Origin of the sequence: Aeromonas sp. s2, from assembly GCF_040907935.1 — a bacterium.
GTDB lineage: Bacteria > Pseudomonadota > Gammaproteobacteria > Enterobacterales > Aeromonadaceae > Aeromonas > Aeromonas dhakensis.
Window position 1 is genome coordinate 480,535 of the sequence record NZ_JBFOCR010000014.1, and the last position, 19,343, is coordinate 499,877.

At 61.8% G+C, this 19,343-nt stretch carries 14 protein-coding genes; 6 read left to right on the top strand and 8 right to left on the bottom strand.

Annotated features, from left to right (window positions below; translation table 11 throughout):
• Positions 1 to 52: 52 nt before the first annotated feature.
• Positions 53 to 1,114 carry a 3-deoxy-7-phosphoheptulonate synthase gene (locus tag AB5Y81_RS12985; RefSeq protein ID WP_017766699.1) on the bottom strand — a complete coding sequence of 354 codons (1,062 nt, stop codon included), beginning with the start codon at positions 1,112 to 1,114 and terminating at the stop codon, positions 53 to 55.
• A gap of 156 nt (positions 1,115 to 1,270) precedes the next feature.
• Between AB5Y81_RS12985 and AB5Y81_RS12990 the strand changes: the two genes are divergently transcribed.
• Complete coding sequence (locus AB5Y81_RS12990) at positions 1,271 to 1,651, top strand: diacylglycerol kinase (protein ID WP_005302618.1); 381 nt, start codon at positions 1,271 to 1,273, stop codon at positions 1,649 to 1,651.
• A gap of 207 nt (positions 1,652 to 1,858) precedes the next feature.
• Here the strand turns inward: AB5Y81_RS12990 and serA are convergent, their stop codons facing one another.
• From serA to AB5Y81_RS13010, 4 genes are all read right to left on the bottom strand, one after another.
• Positions 1,859 to 3,091, bottom strand: a complete 1,233-nt coding sequence (gene serA / locus AB5Y81_RS12995) for a phosphoglycerate dehydrogenase (RefSeq protein WP_005302616.1) — start codon at positions 3,089 to 3,091, stop codon at positions 1,859 to 1,861.
• Positions 3,092 to 3,451: 360 nt separating this feature from the next.
• Positions 3,452 to 4,105, bottom strand: a complete 654-nt coding sequence (gene rpiA, locus AB5Y81_RS13000; protein WP_017766696.1) for a ribose-5-phosphate isomerase RpiA — start codon at positions 4,103 to 4,105, stop codon at positions 3,452 to 3,454.
• A 184-nt stretch (positions 4,106 to 4,289) separates the two neighbouring features.
• Positions 4,290 to 4,889, bottom strand: a complete 600-nt coding sequence (locus AB5Y81_RS13005; protein WP_279484146.1) for a 5-formyltetrahydrofolate cyclo-ligase — start codon at positions 4,887 to 4,889, stop codon at positions 4,290 to 4,292.
• Between the two features lie 128 nt (positions 4,890 to 5,017).
• Positions 5,018 to 6,352: a Na+/H+ antiporter NhaC family protein gene (locus tag AB5Y81_RS13010; protein WP_005302609.1), complete on the bottom strand. Its 1,335-nt coding sequence runs from the start codon at positions 6,350 to 6,352 to the stop codon at positions 5,018 to 5,020.
• 310 nt (positions 6,353 to 6,662) lie between these two features.
• Between AB5Y81_RS13010 and dapB the strand changes: the two genes are divergently transcribed.
• From dapB to leuA, 4 genes are all read left to right on the top strand, one after another.
• Entirely contained in the window at positions 6,663 to 7,475 is an 813-nt protein-coding gene (gene dapB / locus AB5Y81_RS13015; RefSeq protein WP_017766694.1) for a 4-hydroxy-tetrahydrodipicolinate reductase, read from the top strand.
• 688 nt (positions 7,476 to 8,163) lie between these two features.
• The gene (gene carA / locus AB5Y81_RS13020) at positions 8,164 to 9,300 is read left to right on the top strand and encodes a glutamine-hydrolyzing carbamoyl-phosphate synthase small subunit (protein ID WP_117403064.1); all 1,137 of its coding nucleotides are present in this window, start codon (positions 8,164 to 8,166) and stop codon (positions 9,298 to 9,300) included.
• Between the two features lie 16 nt (positions 9,301 to 9,316).
• Positions 9,317 to 12,553 carry a carbamoyl-phosphate synthase large subunit gene (carB, locus tag AB5Y81_RS13025; protein WP_279484147.1) on the top strand — a complete coding sequence of 1,079 codons (3,237 nt, stop codon included), beginning with the start codon at positions 9,317 to 9,319 and terminating at the stop codon, positions 12,551 to 12,553.
• A gap of 481 nt (positions 12,554 to 13,034) precedes the next feature.
• Positions 13,035 to 14,693: a 2-isopropylmalate synthase gene (gene leuA / locus AB5Y81_RS13030; protein WP_279484148.1), complete on the top strand. Its 1,659-nt coding sequence runs from the start codon at positions 13,035 to 13,037 to the stop codon at positions 14,691 to 14,693.
• Between the two features lie 65 nt (positions 14,694 to 14,758).
• On the opposite strand, the gene AB5Y81_RS13035 is transcribed toward leuA, so the two are convergent.
• A complete protein-coding gene (locus AB5Y81_RS13035) occupies positions 14,759 to 15,787 on the bottom strand; it encodes a sterol desaturase family protein (RefSeq protein WP_279484149.1) in 1,029 nt (342 codons plus the stop codon).
• A gap of 235 nt (positions 15,788 to 16,022) precedes the next feature.
• Between AB5Y81_RS13035 and AB5Y81_RS13040 the strand changes: the two genes are divergently transcribed.
• Positions 16,023 to 17,195, top strand: a complete 1,173-nt coding sequence (locus tag AB5Y81_RS13040) for a DUF1615 domain-containing protein (RefSeq protein ID WP_368146680.1) — start codon at positions 16,023 to 16,025, stop codon at positions 17,193 to 17,195.
• A 40-nt stretch (positions 17,196 to 17,235) separates the two neighbouring features.
• Here AB5Y81_RS13040 and AB5Y81_RS13045 read toward each other — a convergent pair whose 3' ends face one another.
• Both AB5Y81_RS13045 and AB5Y81_RS13050 read right to left on the bottom strand, forming a co-directional pair.
• Positions 17,236 to 18,234, bottom strand: coding sequence for a DUF1176 domain-containing protein (locus tag AB5Y81_RS13045; protein ID WP_279484151.1), 999 nt, complete (start codon positions 18,232 to 18,234; stop codon positions 17,236 to 17,238).
• A 111-nt stretch (positions 18,235 to 18,345) separates the two neighbouring features.
• Positions 18,346 to 19,308, bottom strand: a complete 963-nt coding sequence (locus AB5Y81_RS13050; RefSeq protein ID WP_010633558.1) for an autotransporter domain-containing protein — start codon at positions 19,306 to 19,308, stop codon at positions 18,346 to 18,348.
• Between the last annotated feature and the right edge of the window lie 35 nt (positions 19,309 to 19,343).

Genomic DNA, 19,343 nt, shown 5'->3' on the forward strand with positions numbered 1-19,343 from the left:
CAAGAAAAAGGGGCCAGTATCGAACATACTGGCCCCTTTGCTTGTTGGCTGTTCAGCCCAGCTTGTGCAGGCGCACCTGGGCGGCCTCGGCCAGCATGGCCAGCAGGGTTTCGGTGTCGCTCCAGGAGAGGCAGGCATCCGTGATGCTCTGGCCGAAGGTGGCGGCGCAGCCGTTCTCCACGTCCTGCCGCCCTTCCACCAGGAAGCTCTCGGCCATGATGCCGGCGATGCCGGTGCGACCACGGCGCAGCTGATCGCAGATGTCCTGCGCCACCAGCAGCTGGCGACGGTGATCCTTCATGCTGTTGCCGTGGCTGAAATCCACCACCAGCCGCTCCGGCAGGCCGACGTCGGCCAGTGCTTCGCACGCTTCATCGATGCTGGCGGTGTCGTAGTTGGGTCTGTGGCCGCCGCGCAGGATCACGTGGCCATAGGGGTTGCCGGCGGTGCGGTAGATGGTCATCTTGCCGTCCTTGTCCGGGGAATAGAAGATGTGGCTGTGACGGGCGGCGCGCACCGCATCGATGGCGATGCGGGTATTGCCGTCGGTGCCGTTCTTGAAGCCGACCGGGCAGGAGAGGGCGGAGGCCATCTCGCGGTGCACCTGGGATTCGGTGGTGCGCGCGCCGATGGCACCCCAGGTGATGAGGTCGCTGATGTACTGGCCGGTCACCATGTCGAGGAACTCGGTGGCGGTGGGCATGCCGAGGGCGTTGATGTCCACCAGCAGCTTGCGGGCCAGTTTCAGCCCTTCGTTGACGTCGAAGCTGCCATCGAGGCGCGGATCATTGATGAGGCCTTTCCAGCCGACGATGGTGCGCGGCTTCTCGAAATAGGTGCGCATCACGATGCACAGGCTCTCTTTATACTGCTCGCGCAGGGCATTGAGGCGCAGGGCATACTCGTGGGCGGCGGCCGGATCGTGAATGGAACAGGGGCCGACGATGACCAGCAGGCGCTGATCCTCACCGGCCAGGATCGCTTCCACTTCGCGGCGGGCATCCAGCAGGTTCTGGGCTACGGTGTCGCTTAACGGGAAGGCGTGCGCCAGCTCGCTGGGAGTGATCAGGGACTCCAGGCGACGGGTGCGCAATTCATCGGTGTGAATGGACATACGACTCGATTCTCGAAATGGGTGGCGTGGGCAGTAGCAATGACTGAGTGCCAGAAAAGGCAAAGGGATAAAATAAAGCAAAAAACCCCTGATGGAAACCTCGAGGGGCTCTGATAGGATGTGAGCCCCAAAACGATTCCAAATGAGGTAGATAGCGTGGCAAAGCCAGGGGCAACCGGGGTCACCCGCATCATCAATGCAACCGGTTACAGCATGAAGGGGCTCAAGTCAGCCTGGATCAACGAGGCCGCCTTCCGGCAGGAGCTGATGCTGATCCTGCTGCTGATGCCGCTGGCGTTCTGGATCGGCGATACCCTCGATCAAATCCTGCTGCTCATCTGCATCAGCTGGCTGGTGGTGATCGTCGAGGTGCTCAACTCCGCGGTCGAGGCGGTGGTGGATCGCATCGGCTCCGAACATCACGAGCTCTCCGGTCGCGCCAAGGATCTGGGCTCCGCCGCCGTCTTCATCGCGCTGGCCCTCAACGCCCTGGTGTGGGGCGCTTTGGTGGGCCGCAACCTGCTGGGTTGGTGGTAAGCCGGGCCTCATTGTCTGTCGCGTTTTTTCCCGCTCTCTTTGCAAGAGGGAGGATGAGGGAGGTTTCATCTCCCCCTCATCCCCAACCCTTCTCCCGCGAGGGGAGAAGGGGGCAAAGGCGCAAGGATGCGGATCTGCGCTGCGCATCGCAGCATAAAAAAGCCCGTCGTTGCGACGGGCTTTTTGCTGTTCTGAAAAACGGGTCTATCAGTGGAGGATGCGGGCACGGATGGTGCCGCCGATCTCCTTGAGCTTGGCCAGCGCCTTCTCGCTGTGCTCGGTCTCCACGTCGATCACCACGTAGCCGATGTGGCTGCTGGTCTGCAGGTATTGACCGGCGATGTTGATCCCCTCGTCGGCGAAGATCTGGTTGATCTGGTTCATCACGCCGGGCTGGTTGCGGTGAATGTGCAGCAGGCGGCTGGAGCCCTTGTGACCCGGCAGGGAGACCTCGGGGAAGTTGACGGCGGAGAGGGTGGAGCCGTTGTCGGAGTATTTGACCAGCTTGTTGGCCACTTCCAGGCCGATGTTCTCCTGGGCCTCCTGGGTGGAGCCGCCGATGTGCGGGGTCAGGATCACGTTGTCCAGGCCGCGCAGCGGGGTGAGGAACTCCTCGTCGTTGGACTTGGGCTCGACCGGGAAAACGTCGATGGCTGCGCCGGCGAGGTGGCCGCTCTTGATGACGTCGGCCAGGGCATCGATGTCCACCACTGTGCCGCGGGAGGCGTTGATGAAGATGGCGCCCGGTTTCATCATGCGCAGTTGCTCGGCACCGATGAGATCCTTGGTGGAGGCGGTCTCAGGCACGTGCAGGCTGATGACGTCGGACATGTTGAGCAGCTCGACCATGCTCGGCACCTGGATGGCGTTGCCGAGCGAGAGCTTGTTCTCGATGTCGTAGTAGTAGACCTTCATGCCGATGCTCTCGGCGATGATTCCAAGCTGGGTGCCGATGTGGCCGTAGCCGATGATGCCGAGCTTCTTGCCACGGGCTTCCACCGAACGGTTGGCCAGCTTTTCCCACACACCGCGATGGCACTTGGCGTTCTTCTCCGGGATGCCGCGCAGCAGCAGCAGGATCTCCCCCAGCACCAGTTCGGCCACCGAGCGGGTGTTGGAGAAGGGGGCGTTGAACACCGGGATGCCGCGCAGGTGGGCGGCATCCAGGGAGACCTGGTTGGTGCCGATGCAGAAGCAGCCGATGGCCACCAGCTTGTTGGCGGCATCCAGCACCTTCTCGGTGATCTGGGTGCGCGAGCGCAGCCCTACGAAATGCACGTCACGAATACGCTCGATCAGCTCTTCTTCGGAGAGAGAGGTCTTCAGATACTCCACACTGGTGTAACCTGCGGCACGAAAGGTTTCCACTGTATTGGGGTGAACCCCCTCCAGCAGCAGCACCTTGATTTTATCCTTGTCCAGTGAAAACTTGGCGGTCATGACGATCCCTCTATGTTTGCAAAAGTGAGTGCAGATATGGTGTGTGAAGAAAACCGTAAAGTAGCAAAAACGTTGGGGAGAGGGAATATTTGTGACGAAAGTCAAATTCTTTGAAGTTTTCAACGATAGTTGTAAACGAGGGTTTGCAACTCATTGAGCAACAAATAAAAACGGCGCCATGGGGCGCCGTCTTGCATTGCGAAGGGATCATGGGTGACCTGATCCTGTCCATCGGAGGTCAGCTGATGATCACGCCGTCCGGGGTGCCGATCACCACCACGTCTGCCCCGCGGTGGGCAAACAGACCGTTGGTGACGGTGCCGACCATGATGCCGTTGAGCTGCGTTTTGGCAGACAACCTTATTGGGTGATGACCCCGTCGGGAGTACCAATCACCACCACGTCTGCCCCGCGGTGGGCGAACAGGCCGTTGGTGACGGTGCCGACAATGGCATTGAGCTGCACTTCCAGCCCCTTGGCATCGGTGATGGCCATGCCTTTCACGTCCAGGATGTGGTTGCCGTTGTCGGTGACCACCCCTTCACGCCAGACCGGGTTGCCGCCCAGCTTCTTGATCTCGCGGGCCACGTATTCGCGGGCCATGGGGATCACTTCCACCGGCAGCGGGAAGGTACCCAGCACGTCGACCGTCTTGGTGTTGTCGATGATGCAGATGAACTTGTCGGCCACGGCGGCGACGATCTTCTCGCGGGTCAGGGCCGCGCCGCCGCCCTTGATCATGTCGCGGGTGCCGTTGATCTCGTCGGCACCGTCCACGTAGACGGAGAGGGCGTCGATCTCGTTGAGGTCATACACGGGGATGCCGAAACCCTTGAGGCGTTCGGTGGAGGCCACGGAGCTGGATACCGCCCCCTTGATCTCGTCCTTCATGGTCGCCAGTGCATCGATGAAGTGGTTGACGGTAGAGCCGGTGCCTACCCCGACGATGGTGCCGGGAACCACATACTTGAGCGCAGCCCAACCGGCCGCCTTCTTCATTTCATCTTGAGTCATGATCGATCCTTTGGAAAAAAGCGGCCGCATTATATCCAAGGCGCCACCCCAGAGCGACCACCCAGCTCACGTTCCGAGCCAAAAACCCGCAAGATGTAAATCGTTTGCCTGTTTATTGCGCCATGTCATTGCACCATGGCTGTGTCAGCAAGAGCGGATCAGTGCGGCAAGGCCGCTTCTGGCCTCAGTCGGGAAAGTGCCAGCAGTGGCTGGGGGTGATGATCTGGGGCAGCGGCACGTCCCACTCCTCTTGCGGCACCGCGTCTACCTGCTGGCAGTCGTGGGCAATCCCCAGCGGTTTGGGGCCGAGCCTGTGCTCGTGCCAGCAGGCGAGGGTGCGATCATAGTAGCCGCCACCCATGCCGAGCCGGTTGCCTGCCGCGTCGAACGCCACCAGCGGCGTGCAAATCAGATCGAGGGTGCTGTGGGGCACCACCTGTTGCATGTCGAGCTCAGGTTCGGCGATGCCGTAACGGTTGCGGGTCATGGGGCTGGTGGCGGTGTAGCGCAAGAAGAGCAGGTGGCCCGGGGTGAAGGGGTGCAGCACCGGCAGGTAGACCTCTTTTTGCTGGGCCCACAGCCAGTGGATGGCGGGCAGGGGGTTGAGCTCGCCGTCGTTGGCCAGATAGAGGGCGATGCGTTTGGCCGCCAGGATCTCGGGATGCTGCTTGAACTGGGCAACCAGCTGCTGGGCCGCCTGCTGCTGTTCGGCCTGGGTCAGGCTCTTTCTGCGCTGGCGGATGAGCTGGCGCAGGGATTGTCTTTCAGGCTGGGTATCCGGCATGGGGGCTCCTCTGATGAACGGGCGACGGGGCGATAAGCGGATCGCACTGGCAGGCGATCACCTTAACAAGGCCGCGCCAGGTTGAACAGCGCGGCTCGGCCGCCGGGTGGGACCCGGCGACCGCACTATCAGGCGTGGGCGGCTTTGCGCATCTGGTGTTTGACGAACACCGCCACCAGGGCGGCCAGCGCCAGCGCCATGGGGTAGAAACTCATGCTCACCACCGCCAGCGGCGAGAGGGCGAAGATGGAGCCCAGCAGCAGCGCCTGGGCGCCCCAGGGTATGAGCCCCTGCACCACGCAGGAGAAGATGTCGAGCATGGAGGCGGCGCGGCGTGGGGTGACCCCGTGGTGATCCGCCAGATCCTTGGCCACCTTGCTGGCGACGATAATGGCCACCGTGTTGTTGGCGGTGCAGAGGTTGGTGAGGCCCACCACCCCGGCGATGCCGAGCTCGGCCGCCTTCTCGTTCTGCTCGCCGTCGTGCTGACGGGTGAAGCGGGCGATGAGGGCGCTGATGCGGGTGCTGATCCAGGCCAGTCCCCCCTGGCGCTCCATCAGGGCGCCGAGGCCGCCGATCAGCATGGAGAGCAGGAAGATCTCTTGCATGCCGGTGAAGCCCTGATAGATGTCCTTGCTGAACTGGCCGAGGGGGTAATCCCCCAGCAGACCGACCCCGCCAGCGGCCACAATGCCGAGCCCCAGCACCATGAAGACGTTCATGCCAGAGAGGGCCAGCACCAGGATCAGCAGGTAGGGCATCACCTTGAGCAGCTCGATATGGGCCTCGGTGGCGGGGGCATCCCCGACCGACCCCAGGGTCAGATAGAGCAGGATCACCCCGATGGCGGCCGGGGCGGCAATCTTGAAGTTCTCGCGAAACTTGTCCTTCATCTCGCAGCCCTGGCTGCGGGTGGCCGCAATGGTGGTGTCGGAGATGATGGAGAGGTTGTCGCCAAACATGGCGCCGGAGAGGATGGTGCCCGCCATCAGCACAGGATCGATGCCGGCGGCCTGGGCCACGCCCAGCGCCACCGGTGCCACGGCGCCTATGGTGCCCATGGAGGTGCCCATGGCGGTGGCGATGAAGGCGGAGATGAGGAACAGTCCAGGCAGCAGGAACCAGCCGGGGATGAGGGAGAGGCCGAGTGCGACCGTGGCATCTACCCCGCCGGTGGCCTTGGCTACGGTGGCGAAGGCGCCCGCCAGCAGATAGATGAGGCACATCGCCATGATGTTGCTGTCACCAACCCCCTTGAAGAAGGTCTCGAGGTTCTTGTTGAACCCCTCCTTGCCCAGCACCAGCGCCAGCATGACGGCGGGGAGGGCGGCGACGGGGGCGGGCAGCTGATAGAAGGCGAACTCGACCCCCTGCAGGGTCAGCCAGGTGCCGGTACCGATAAAGAGAGCAAGAAAGACCAGCAGAGGCAGCAGGGCTCTGGCGCTGGGTTGAGTCTGGATCATGTGTTCCTCGATGGTTGTACATGACCTCCCTGTCTCAGCCAGCCCGCAGTGGGGTGAGCGTGGCGGGCATCCTGCCGCTATGGGGTGCCTACAGTAGTGAGTCGCGCCCGTCCGGTCAAGATAGACGTCCAGATGGATGCTGCTTTTTGTCTTGTGATTTTGTTGAATTGATTAAATCCGTGAAATATTCGGATTTTAGTAAATATGCTGTTGATTTTTCGGGTGGCCAACGACGGCCACGGCGGGCTTTTCAAAGCGGGCGCAGGCTGGTAAAACGGTCTCTTTCCTTAATAGAGATGAGAGGGTGGAGATGGACAATCCGATCCGTGTGGCCGTGATGGGCTGTAATGGTCGTATGGGCAAGGTGCTGCTGGAGGCGATCAGCCATGCCGAGGGCGTGGTGGTCGGGGCGGCGCTGGAGCGACCTGGCTCCGCCGTGATCGGGCTGGATGCCGGCGAACTCAACGGGCTGGGTCGGCTCGGCGTCATCATCAGCGACAGCCTGGACAAGGTACGGGACGAGTTTGATCTCATCATCGACTTCACCCGCCCCGAGGTGACCCTGGCCAACCTGGCTTTCGCCCGGGCCCACCACAAGCAGATGGTGATCGGCACCACCGGCTTTGACGACGCGGGCAAGGCGGCGCTCAGGGCCGCCGCCGGCGAGATCGGCATCGTCTTCGCCTCCAACTACTCGGTGGGCGTCAACTTGGTGTTCAAGCTGCTGGAGCAGGCTGCCAAGGTGATGGGGGATTACACCGACATCGAGATCATCGAGGGGCACCACAGACACAAGGTGGATGCACCGTCCGGCACCGCTCTCTCCATGGGCGAGGTGGTGGCCAAGACGCTGGGACGCGATTTGAAAGAGTGCGCCGTCTACGGCCGCGAGGGGATCACCGGCGAGCGGGATCGCAACACCATCGGCTTTGCCACCATTCGCGCCGGCGATCTGGTGGGGGAGCACACCGTCATGTTTGCCGACATCGGCGAGCGGGTGGAGATCAGCCACAAGGCCTCCAGTCGTCTCACCTTCGCCAACGGTGCGGTGCGCGCCGGCAAGTGGCTCAAGGGGCAGGGCGCCGGCCTCTATGACATGCAGGACGTACTCGGCCTCAAGTAACCACATCCACTGACATCACGGCACCCGTGGTGTGCACGAAGGGGCTGCCCGGCCCGCTTGTCTGCTCAAAACCCCGCTCATGCGGGGTTTTTTATTGGTGATTTTGTATAAATGCCGCTTACACGATGATTTTTGCACGAAACGAGATAAATCTCCCCTCTCTGCTGTTTTACCGGATCCTGCATTGCATGAATGTCATCGGCTGGTAACGGAAATGGGCCTCAATAGCCCCTGTCAGGGCATTTTTTTACATCCACCAAAACAGACTAAAAATTCAAACGCAGAAAAACGTTTTCCATTTTCCAAGGCCACTCATCCTCCATAAAAAAGCTGATTGCAGGCGTTGAGATTTTTTATATGAAACTTCATTGCATTGTTTTTTAAGGATTTAAAATTGGTTTTTGTATCAATGATGGTCTCTTGGTCTGGATTGGTAGCAACTTTTGCCTTTTCTTTTCAGGGAGGGGGTTGCAAAGCAATGAAGTGCATAGATAATGGGTAATGTTGCTTGTTTATTGAATTTAGATGCATTTCGAATGAGAAAAGACGTTGAAATGCGATCGTTTTTAAGTAGAATGCGCCCAATTTGCCAGAAATCTGCCGGGTTCGAGTCCTGTCCAAGGCCGGAACCGAGCCCGCAACACCCAGGTAAATTGCTGAATTTAAAGCTAAATAACTGGAGGTTGTCTTGAATCACACTGCATTGCTAGTGCTGGAAGATGGAACTGTGTTCAAAGGCGTGTCGATAGGCGCCGAGGGATGTTCCGTTGGTGAAGTGGTTTTCAATACGTCGATGACGGGCTATCAGGAAATCCTCACCGATCCCTCTTATTCCCGTCAGATAGTCACCCTCACTTACCCCCATATAGGCAACACCGGCACCAACAGCGAAGATGAAGAGTCCAGTCAAATCCACGCTCAGGGATTGATCATCCGGGACCTTCCGATACTTGCCTCCAATTTCCGCAATCAGCAATCCCTCTCCGATTATCTCAAGTCCCACAACATCGTTGGCATCGCCGACATCGACACCCGCAAACTGACCCGCATCCTGCGCGAGAAAGGCGCCCAGGCCGGCTGCATTCTGGCCGGGAAACAGGTTGATGAAGCCTATGCCCTCGAACAGGCGCGCGCCTTCCCCGGTCTGAAGGGGATGGACCTGGCCAAAGAGGTCACGGTTGGCGAGGCGTACAACTGGACCGAAGGCAGCTGGCAGCTTGGCAAGGGGCACGTCACCCCGGATGCCGACCAGCTCAAATACCACGTGGTGGCCTACGATTTTGGCGTCAAGCGCAACATCCTGCGCATGCTGGTGGACCGCGGCTGCCGCCTGACCGTGGTGCCGGCCAAGACCCCGGCTGCCGAGGTACTGGCGCTGAACCCGGATGGCATCTTCCTCTCCAACGGCCCAGGTGACCCCGAGCCGTGCGACTACGCCATCGAGGCCATCAAGACCTTCCTTGATACCACCACCCCGGTGTTTGGCATCTGCTTGGGTCACCAGCTGCTGGGTCTCGCCTCCGGTGCCAAGACCGTCAAGATGAAGTTCGGCCACCACGGTGCCAACCACCCAGTGAAGAGCCTGGACGACAACACAGTGATGATCACCGCCCAGAACCACGGCTTCGCGGTGGACGAGAACAGCTTGCCGGAGTGCCTGCGCGCCACCCACGTCTCCCTGTTCGATGGGTCCCTGCAGGGCATCCATCGCACCGACCGTCCGGCCTTCAGCTTCCAGGGGCACCCCGAAGCGAGCCCGGGCCCGCACGACTGTGCCGGTCTGTTCGACCACTTTATTGAATTGATTAAGCAGTATCGCGCCTAAGAGGATAAAGAGAGCCATGCCAAAACGTAACGACCTTCAGAGCATCCTGATCCTCGGCGCCGGCCCCATCGTCATCGGCCAGGCCTGCGAATTCGACTACTCCGGCGCCCAGGCGTGCAAGGCCCTGCGCGAGGAGGGCTACCGCGTCATCCTGGTGAACTCCAACCCGGCCACCATCATGACCGACCCGGAGATGGCCGACGCCACCTACATCGAGCCCATCACCTGGGAAGTGGTGCGCGAGATCATCAAGAAAGAGCGCCCGGACGCCATCCTGCCCACCATGGGCGGCCAGACCGCACTGAACTGTGCGCTGGATCTGGAGAAGCACGGCGTGCTGGCCGAATTCGGCGTCGAGATGATCGGTGCCACCGCCGACGCCATCGACAAGGCCGAAGACCGCTCCCGCTTTGACAAGGCGATGCGCAGCATCGGCCTGGAGTGCCCGCGGGCCGGTATCGCCCACAACATGGAAGAAGCCTGGAAAGTGCAGGCCGAAGTGGGCTTCCCCTGCATCATCCGCCCCTCCTTCACCATGGGTGGCTCCGGTGGCGGCATCGCCTACAACACCGAAGAGTTCGTCGAGATCTGCGAGCGCGGTCTGGATCTGTCGCCGACCAAAGAGCTGCTCATCGACGAGTCGCTGATCGGCTGGAAAGAGTACGAGATGGAAGTAGTGCGGGATCGCAACGACAACTGCATCATCGTCTGCGCCATCGAGAACTTCGACCCCATGGGCATCCACACCGGTGACTCCATCACGGTCGCGCCAGCCCAGACGCTGACCGACAAGGAGTACCAGATCATGCGCAACGCCTCCATGGCGGTGCTGCGCGAGATCGGCGTCGAGACCGGCGGCTCCAACGTCCAGTTCGGCATCAACCCCAAAGATGGCCGCATGGTCATCATCGAGATGAACCCGCGGGTCTCTCGCTCCTCCGCGCTCGCCTCCAAGGCGACCGGCTTCCCCATCGCCAAGATCGCCGCCAAGCTCGCCATCGGTTACACCCTGGACGAGCTGATGAACGACATCACCGGCGGTCGCACTCCGGCCTCCTTCGAGCCGGCCATCGACTACGTGGTCACCAAGGTACCGCGCTTCAACTTCGAGAAGTTCGCCGGCGCCAACGACCGTCTGACCACCCAGATGAAGTCCGTCGGTGAAGTGATGGCCATCGGCCGCAACTTCCAGGAGTCCCTGCACAAGGCCCTGCGTGGCCTCGAGACCGGCAAGACCGGCTTCGACCCCATGCTGGATCTCAATGCCCCTGACGCCCTGACCCGCATCCGCCACGAGCTGCAGGATGCCGGCAGCGATCGCATCTTCTACATCGCCGACGCCTTCCGCGCCGGTCTCTCCATGGACGGCGTATTCCGCCTGACCAAGATTGACCCCTGGTTCCTGGTGCAAATTGAAGAGCTGGTGAAGCTAGAAGAGCAGGTGAAAGAGCGCGGCATGGCGGGTCTGGATGCCGACTTCCTGCGCAGCCTCAAGCGCAAGGGCTTCGCCGATGCGCGTCTGGCCAAGATCCTCGGCGTGGCCGAAGGTGAAGTGCGTAAATTGCGTGCCCGCCACAACATCTTCCCGGTCTACAAGCGGGTCGATACCTGCGCGGCCGAGTTCGCCACCAACACCGCCTACATGTACTCCAGCTATGACGAGGAGTGCGAGGCCAACCCCACCAACCGCGACAAGATCATGGTCATCGGTGGCGGCCCGAACCGTATCGGTCAGGGCATCGAGTTTGACTACTGCTGCGTGCACGCGGCGCTGGCCCTGCGCGAAGACGGTTACGAGACCATCATGGTCAACTGCAACCCGGAAACTGTCTCCACCGACTACGACACCTCGGACCGCCTCTACTTCGAACCGGTCACCCTGGAAGACGTGCTGGAAATCGTGCGGGTCGAGCAGCCCAAGGGCGTCATCGTCCAGTACGGCGGCCAGACCCCGCTGAAACTGGCTCGTGCCCTGGAAGCCAACGGCGTGCCGGTGATTGGCACCAGCCCCGATGCCATCGACCGCGCGGAAGACCGCGAGCGCTTCCAGTCCGCCGTTGAGCGCCTCGGCCTCAAGCAGCCGGAGAACGGCACCGTCACCGCGCTGGAGCAGGCGGTGCTGACCGCCGAGCGCATCACCTACCCGCTGGTGGTTCGCCCCTCCTACGTGCTGGGTGGCCGTGCCATGGAGATCGTCTATGACGAGCAGGACCTGCGCCGCTACTTCGCCGAGGCGGTGAGCGTCTCCAACGAATCGCCGGTGCTGCTGGACCGCTTCCTGGACGACGCCACCGAGGTGGACGTGGACGCCATCTGCGACGGCACCGACGTAGTCATCGGCGGCATCATGGAGCACATCGAACAGGCCGGTATCCACTCCGGTGATTCCGCCTGTTCCCTGCCGCCCTACACCTTGTCCAAGGCCATTCAGGACGAGATGCGCGAGCAGGTGCGCAAACTGGCGCTGGAGCTTGGCGTGGTCGGTCTGATGAACGTGCAGTTCGCGGTGAAAGACAACGAGATCTACCTCATCGAGGTGAACCCCCGTGCCGCCCGGACCGTGCCGTTCGTCTCCAAGGCCACCGGTGCGCCGCTGGCCAAGATTGCCGCCCGCGTCATGGCCGGCCAATCGCTGCAAGAACAGGGCTTCACCAGCGAGATCATCCCGCCCTACTACTCGGTGAAGGAAGTGGTGCTGCCGTTTGCTAAGTTCCCGGGTGTCGACCCTCTGCTGGGCCCGGAGATGCGCTCTACCGGTGAAGTGATGGGGGTGGGCAGCAGCTTTGCCGAGGCGTATGCCAAGGCGCAGCTGGGCGCCGGTCACCAGGTGCCGCGCGAAGGTCGCGCCCTGCTCTCCGTGCGCCACAGCGACAAGGAGCGGGTGGTGAACCTGGCCGCCAAGCTGCTGGAGCTGGGCTATGACCTCGACGCCACTCACGGCACTGCGGTGACCCTGGGTGAGGCGAGCATCAACCCGCGCCTGGTCAACAAGGTGCACGAGGGCCGTCCGCACATTCTGGATCGCATCAAGAATGGCGAGTACACCTACATCGTCAACACCGCCGAAGGCCGCCGCGCTATCGAGGACTCCAAGCAGCTGCGCCGTGGCGCCCTGCAGCACAAGGTTGCATACACCACCACGCTGCACGCGGCCTTCGCCACCTGCATGGCCATCACAGTCGATGCTACCGCCAACGTGAGCTCGGTGCAGGAGCTGCACCAGAAGGTCGAGAGCCAGCTGAAGAGCCGCTAAGAGCGCGTGATGAAGGAGGGACGCCTCCTTCGTGACCCGATAAAACCCCGCCAGCGATGGCGGGGTTTTTTATTGGCCGAAGGCTGCGGGGCAGAGGGGAAAATGCCTGGTCAGGGAACCTGAGGGAGATAGTCACTCAATAATCAGATAAAACATCACAATGATTGTGCAATAGATGTATTTGACAGCGCTCTTTGCAATCTCTCACCCGCGTCGCCTCTCTATACTGGGTTCTCGTCACAGGAGTCAACGGATCAGATCGTCTGCGCCTGCCGATGCAGGGGTGAACAGATCGGGCCCGCAGCCTTATCGGGTTGTGCGGCCGACCCTTCTTACCGGGAAGGGCCACAGGATACCGGGCGTGGGGTTACCGCCTCGCGACTCGTCAGGGCCGGCGTTACCGCGCCGCCCCGCTTCCCTCTCTTCGTCCCTCTGTCAGCCGCCAGTCAGCCGTTCGTCTATCAGCCAAGGGAATCAGAATATGAGCTTCGATCATCGCAAATACCGCCGTGCCCCCGTCATCAATCTGGCGGATCGCCAGTGGCCCAACCGGGTGCTGGAGCGGGCGCCGCTCTGGTGCGCCGTGGATCTGCGCGACGGCAACCAGGCGCTGGTCGAGCCCATGACGGTGGCCCAGAAGCTGCAGATGTGGGCGCTGATGGTGCACATCGGCTTCAAGCACATCGAGGTGGGCTTCCCGGCCGCCTCCCAGCCCGATTTCGACTTCGTACGCGAACTTATTGACCGCAACCTGATTCCGGACGACGTCACCATCCAGGTGCTGGTGCAGGCGCGCGAAGATCTGATTGCCCGCACCTTTGAGGCCCTCAAGGGGGCGAAGCGGGCCATCGTCCACGTCTACAACTCGGTCAACCCGACCCAGCGCAACTATGTGTTCAACTCAGGGCGAGAAGGGGTCAAGGCCATCGCGGTGCAGGGGGCGCGCTGGGTGCGCGAGTATGCGGCCCGCAATCCGGGCACCGAGTGGAGCTTTCAGTACTCGCCGGAGAGTTTCAGCAGTACTGAGGTGGAGTTTGCCGTCGAGGTGTGCGACGCCGTTATCGATGAGTGGCGCAGCGCAGCCCGCCCCATGATCCTGAACCTGCCCGCCACGGTGGAGGTGAGCACCCCCAACGTGTTTGCGGATCAGGTGGAGTGGTTCTGCCGCAATTTGAAGGCGCGGCCCGAGGTGAGCATCTCCATCCACACCCACAACGATCGGGGTTGCGGGGTGGCTGCCGCCGAGCTGGCGGTGCTGGCGGGGGCGGATCGTATCGAGGGTACCCTGCTCGGCAACGGTGAGCGCACCGGCAACATGGATATCGTCACCATGGCCATGAACCTCTATAGCCAGGGGATCGATCCCGAGCTCAACCTGGCGGACATGGATGCCATCGTCGCCACCGTCGGGGCCTGCACCCAGATTGCCCTGCACCCGCGCCACCCCTATGCCGGCGAGCTGGTCTACACCGCGTTTTCCGGCAGCCACCAGGACGCCATCCGCAAATCCCTGGCGGCAGAAAAACCGGATCACTACTGGGACGTGGCTTACCTGCCCATCGATCCTGCCGATCTCGGTCGCAGTTACGAGGCGGTGATCCGCATCAACAGCCAGTCCGGCAAGGGGGGCGTCACCTACCTGCTGGAGCGCGACCTTGGTCTGCAGTTGCCGCGCTGGTTGCAAATTGACTTCAGCCGCCGGGTTCAGGCCGAGGCTGAGGCCAGCAGCAGCGAAATCAGTCCGGAGCAGATCCGCACCCTGTTCGAGCGCCACTATCTCGAACCCGCCCACGGCTATCGCATCGGTCGCTTCCAGCTCGGTCGCGACAGCCAGGAGAGTTTGCGCCTCGAGCTGCAGACCCCGACCGGCTCGCTGCAATTGAGTGGTGAAGGGGAGGGGGCCATCACGGCCCTGGTCAACGGCTGGCAGCGCCAGACCGGGATGCACATCGACGTGCTCGACTACTCCGAGCACGCCCTCACCGCCGGTACCGAGTCCCGCGCGGCGGCCTATGTGCTGCTGAGCGTCGACGGGACCCGCACCTGCGGGGTGGCCATCGGCCGCGACGTGGTCAGCGCCTCCCTGCAGGCGGTGATCAACGGGGCCGCCCAGATAGAGGCGCTGCGCCAGAGCGCCTGAGCCAGCACGCTTCTTCGCCAATAAAAAACGCCACTGCAAGGTGGCGTTTTTTATGGCTGCCAGGCTCAATCGGCCATCGCATTACGCCCGCGCGGGCGCGGCAGGGTGCGCCACAGCTTGAGTGCGGTGACTAGGAAGGGGCGCAGGATGAGCGCGCTCAGGTGGCTGTAGCGCTCGTTGTCCCTGGGACCGACCCCGAAAGAGAGTGGCTCGGGTTGGCTGTTGGTCACATAGAGGGTGCCGAACCACCAGTCCCAGAGCGAGAGGTTGGTGCCGAAGTTGTGGTTGAAGTGGCGGGGATCACGGCTGTGGTGGATCTGGTGCTGGGCCGGGCTGTTGAAGACATGTTCGAGCCGCGGGCCAAACGAGAGCCAGACATGGGTGTGGCGCAGGTTGGCAGCCAAGGAGTTAAACAGCAGCACCAGGTAGCTCACCCCGAACAGGGTGTAGGGGCGCACTGTGCCGCCACACAGCCAGTGGAAGGCGCCGGCGTAGAGGGCAAGACAGCTCCCCTTGGCCAGCATCTCGCACAGCTTCTCCACCAGATGGATGCGGCTCGCTGTCGGCGGCACCATGACGGTCGCGCTGTGGTGTACCTTGTGAAACTCCCAGAGCCAGCGACTGTGGAAGGCGCGGTGCAGCCAGTAATGCACCAGATCGCTGATGAGAAAGACGCCCAGACCGTAGAGCATCATCAGCCAGCTCGCCTCGGCCAGCCGGGGACGCTCCCCCCACAGCCGGGTCAGGGCAGACTGGACATCCTCAGCCTGCAGCAGCCAGGGGTGGAGCAGGGCCAGGATCGGCAGGATCAGCGCCACATGGAGCAGCGCCCGCACCAGATAGTATTGGTAGTCGAGCAGAGCCGAGGGGGGCAGCCAGACGGCCCGGCCCCCGAGGAAACTGCTAAAGCTGCGGGCGCCGGGATCTCCCTGGCGGCGTCGATAGCGATAGAGCAGGTAGGCGATCGTGCCCGAGATCAGCAAGAAGGGGACACCCAGGCGCCCATTGAAATCGAGCAATCCGGTGAGGCAGTGCCAGAGCGGCGTGATCAGCCACCGCTGCACGGGGTCAAAAAGAAGGGTCAGTCTGTCCATGGGGTCCATACCGTGAGCGTCCGGGCGGCGGCATTCTAAATGTAAATCACTCTCGATAAAAGCTTATCAATGGGCCTTTGTCATCCTGGTTTGCGAGGGGATGACGGCAGGGGCTGTCAGGCACAATAGAACGCCGCGGCCATCAGGCTTTAGCCTTGTGGATCAATCCTCTACAATGAGCGACCATTTGCTCGCCTGATACAGGTCGGGCACAGTCTCTGTACCGGATGCCTTGATGATCATGTCTCTATTCTCTCCTTCTGTGGTCGTGCGCGGGTTGCCGCTGCTCGTCACCTTGCTGCTCGCCGGTTGTGCCAGCGAGCCGCCCGCACCGGCCACGCCGTCGACCTCGGGGACCCCGGCGGGGCGCCCCATTCCCAAGGCGATGCAGCCGCAAAAGCCGGCCGACATGAAGAGCCGCATCGTCACCTTCTTGCCGCGCAACGTGGTGGACAAGCCGGGCTGGGCCAACGACGTGGTGACGGCGCTCACCAGTCAGGGGCTGACGGTGAGCGATCACAACGTCTGTACCGTGCTGGCGGTGGCCGAGCAGGAGGCCACCTACCAGGCCGACCCCGTGGTGCCGGGTCTTGGCAAGATAGCCTGGAAGGAGATCAATGCCCGCGCCGGCAAGCTGCTCATTCCCGAATTCATGGTGCGCACCGCGCTCTCCATCAAATCCCCCACCGGCAAAACCTACGCCGAGCGCATCGACAAGTTGCGTACCGAGCGGGAGATGAGCGAGATCTTTGAAGACATGATCGGGGAGGTGCCGATGGGCAAGCAGCTCTTTGGCAACATGAACCCGGTGCGTACCGGCGGCCCCATGCAGGTGAGCGTCGCCTTTGCCGAGGCCAACACCCGCGGCTACCCCTATCCGGTCAAGGATTCCATTCGCCACGAGGTGTTTACCCGCCGCGGTGGCATCTGGTTTGGTACCAAGCACATCTTCGGCTACCCGGCCGACTACCCCGATACCCTCTATCGCTTCGCCGACTTCAATGCGGGCTGGTATGCGAGCCGCAATGCCGCCTTCCAGGCCGCGGTGAGCCGGCTGAGCGGCAAGACCCTGGCGCTGGACGGGGATCTCATTCGCTACGACTCCGAGCTGCCGGGCAAGACCGAGCTCGCGGTTCATGCCATTGCCGGCCAGCTCAGCATGAGCAAGCAGGCCATCCACCAGAGCCTCAAGCTCGGCGATACTGCCGAATTTGGCCAGAGCGACCTCTATCATCGCGTGTTCACGCTGGCAGACCAGAAAGCGGGCAAACGGCTGCCGCGCGCCATTCTGCCCGGCATCCAGCTGAAAAGCCCCAAGATCATCCGCAACCTCACCACCGCCTGGTTTGCCAAGCGGGTGGATGAGCGCGAGCAGCGCTGCGTGCAGAAGATGGCGACGATCCGTTGATACCTTTCAACAACAAAGGCGGCCAATTGGCCGCCTTTGTTTACTGTGCTTTGACTACCTTGCTGGTCAAGGTCGGCAGATGCCATGTTCCCCCCAGTGCAATCATGCGGCAGCTTCCGGTAGTGCTTTGCTCACTCTGCACGAAGTTTTTGCCATCCCACACCCAGCTTTCGAAAGAAAAACAATCTCCTATCCCTCTGCCTTTGTGTGAGGCACTCAGTTCACCCATTCCATAGCCGTTTGCATCAGTGCTGATGAGAGTCGCACTGGCGGTATCAAGGTTTGTATCAAGCACAATGAAGGCCGAACCGTCGTTGTAAGCTGCGAGCCAGCAGGGTAGCTGAACCAAGGCTCGCTTTTGGTTCAGGGGATAGAGTATGCCACCCTCTGAATTTTCATCGACCATGGGACAGGTGTCTTTATCGGTATGCCGTTTCAGCCACTTGCCAATGCTCTGTTGTTCCGGCTTGGTGAGCGGGCGGGAGAGGTTGTCTGAGGTTACGGCGCCTGCGTGGATGACGGGAGCCGCCAAGGCAGGAGGAATGGATGTGGTGGGTAATGGGCCCTGTTTGGTCAGGGCTGTACTGGTATTGAGACGGCCTTGGAACTCATCCATTTTGAGAAAAATGGCATAGGCTCCGGCGCCGGATAGCGGTTCCTGATGTTTGCTCCATTCAAATACCACTTTGCCAGTCCCTTTGATCGCTTGGACGAGTGCTGCGATTTGGGGCTGGCTGAACGGAGTCCGCTCTTTTACGGTGCCCATCTCTTCACCATTGATGAGCAGTGTGATCAAACCATCGGCGGGGGCTCCCTGTGCCTGTTCATCAACCTCTGCGATGGCAAGTTCTGCATGCAGTGTGCCTTTGGCGCCCGCTTCTCGGGTGAGCAAAACCGAGAGTCCCCCTGATTCTGCGCTATAACCTGCGGCTCGGCATGTGCGTGTGTTGTCACAGACCAGCTCCCAGTCCTTGTGTTGAAAAGAGAGCCCTTCAATAGAGGAGCCGAGAGCGGATGCCAACAGTGTTGTAATGAGCATGGGATGGTTCCAGAAGCATTGGGGCGGTCAGGATAGCATTCTGGACGGTTCAAATTGAATCTTGTTGTGGGTTGATGGAACAGTGCAAAGGGATATAGCCTTTCGATCCGATTAGAAGCTCATCGCCAGCCCGACGCCGTAGCCGCTGGTGTTGTGGCTGAACATATAGCGGGCCACCAGCCGGGTGCGGGTGACGAAGATATCGTACTTGCTGCTGTCGAGTTCCAGCCCGAGGCCGAGGGAGTTGAGGGAGTTGAAGCCGAGCAGGCCGCGCTGCTCGCCCAGGTATTCGGTGCGGGCCCCCTCCAGCACGTAGCGCACGGGTTTGCCCAGCAGCGTCAGACTGCCGATGGGGGCGCGGCGGCGCAGATAGAGACCGAGATTCTCGGCGTTGGCCTGGCCGGTCACGCTGGCGGCGGTGCCGCCAAAACTCTGCAGGTGCTGATAGGAGTAGCGCAGCTCGGCGTCGATGTCCTGAGCGGGGGAGAAGAGCTCGTAGTCCAGCATCATGGCGCCGCCGAGGCCATAGACGTCGAGCCGGCCGCCATCGAGAAAGTCGAGGTTCTTGCCGGTGTACTGACCCAGCAGCCAGTTGCCGATGCGCAGATCGCTCGCCACCGTGCCGAGGGTGACGTTGCCGATGGGGCGCAGCACCAGGTTGCCGCCGTGTCTGTCCCGGTGCAGCCCTATGTCCCAGCCGATCCCGCCGGTGGCCGTCAGGCTGTTCCACTTGGTGGGGAGGGTGCGGCTCTCGCTGCCGTTGCTGATCACGAACTGGGGATCGTAGCGGCTGAATCCCAGGGTCCCTTCCAGATAAACCGGCACGCTCTCGCTCATGGTGGCGCCGCCGCCGACCTGGGTCATGTTGAGGGCCGAGGATTGATTGGTGCCGCTGCCGATGTTGATGTTGCTGGCGGTGATGTCGGGCACCACGGTAAAGGTCATCAGGGAGACCACCGCATTGGCGCGCTGTTGCACCCGCGACTCCTCCTCGGCCATGGCCGGCTGGCCGAGGCCAAGCAGCGGGGTGAGCAGCAGGGCGCTGCGCAGCGGGTGAACGAGTGGTATGAGCATGGCGGGCTCCGTGACGCCTCTTGCGCTGAGGCACG

Excerpts from the sequence above, each read along its gene's own strand:
- dapB (WP_017766694.1), top strand. The coding sequence starts at position 6,663 with ATGGACAATCCGATCCGTGTGGCCGTGATGGGCTGTAATGGTCGTATG.
- AB5Y81_RS13035 (WP_279484149.1), bottom strand. The coding sequence starts at position 15,787 with ATGGACAGACTGACCCTTCTTTTTGACCCCGTGCAGCGGTGGCTGATC.
- leuA (WP_279484148.1), top strand. The coding sequence starts at position 13,035 with ATGAGCTTCGATCATCGCAAATACCGCCGTGCCCCCGTCATCAATCTG.
- AB5Y81_RS13045 (WP_279484151.1), bottom strand. The coding sequence starts at position 18,234 with ATGCTCATTACAACACTGTTGGCATCCGCTCTCGGCTCCTCTATTGAA.
- AB5Y81_RS13010 (WP_005302609.1), bottom strand. The coding sequence starts at position 6,352 with ATGATCCAGACTCAACCCAGCGCCAGAGCCCTGCTGCCTCTGCTGGTC.
- AB5Y81_RS13005 (WP_279484146.1), bottom strand. The coding sequence starts at position 4,889 with ATGCCGGATACCCAGCCTGAAAGACAATCCCTGCGCCAGCTCATCCGC.
- AB5Y81_RS12985 (WP_017766699.1), bottom strand. The coding sequence starts at position 1,114 with ATGTCCATTCACACCGATGAATTGCGCACCCGTCGCCTGGAGTCCCTG.
- rpiA (WP_017766696.1), bottom strand. The coding sequence starts at position 4,105 with ATGACTCAAGATGAAATGAAGAAGGCGGCCGGTTGGGCTGCGCTCAAG.
- AB5Y81_RS13040 (WP_368146680.1), top strand. The coding sequence starts at position 16,023 with ATGATCATGTCTCTATTCTCTCCTTCTGTGGTCGTGCGCGGGTTGCCG.
- carB (WP_279484147.1), top strand. The coding sequence starts at position 9,317 with ATGCCAAAACGTAACGACCTTCAGAGCATCCTGATCCTCGGCGCCGGC.
- serA (WP_005302616.1), bottom strand. The coding sequence starts at position 3,091 with ATGACCGCCAAGTTTTCACTGGACAAGGATAAAATCAAGGTGCTGCTG.
- AB5Y81_RS13050 (WP_010633558.1), bottom strand. The coding sequence starts at position 19,308 with ATGCTCATACCACTCGTTCACCCGCTGCGCAGCGCCCTGCTGCTCACC.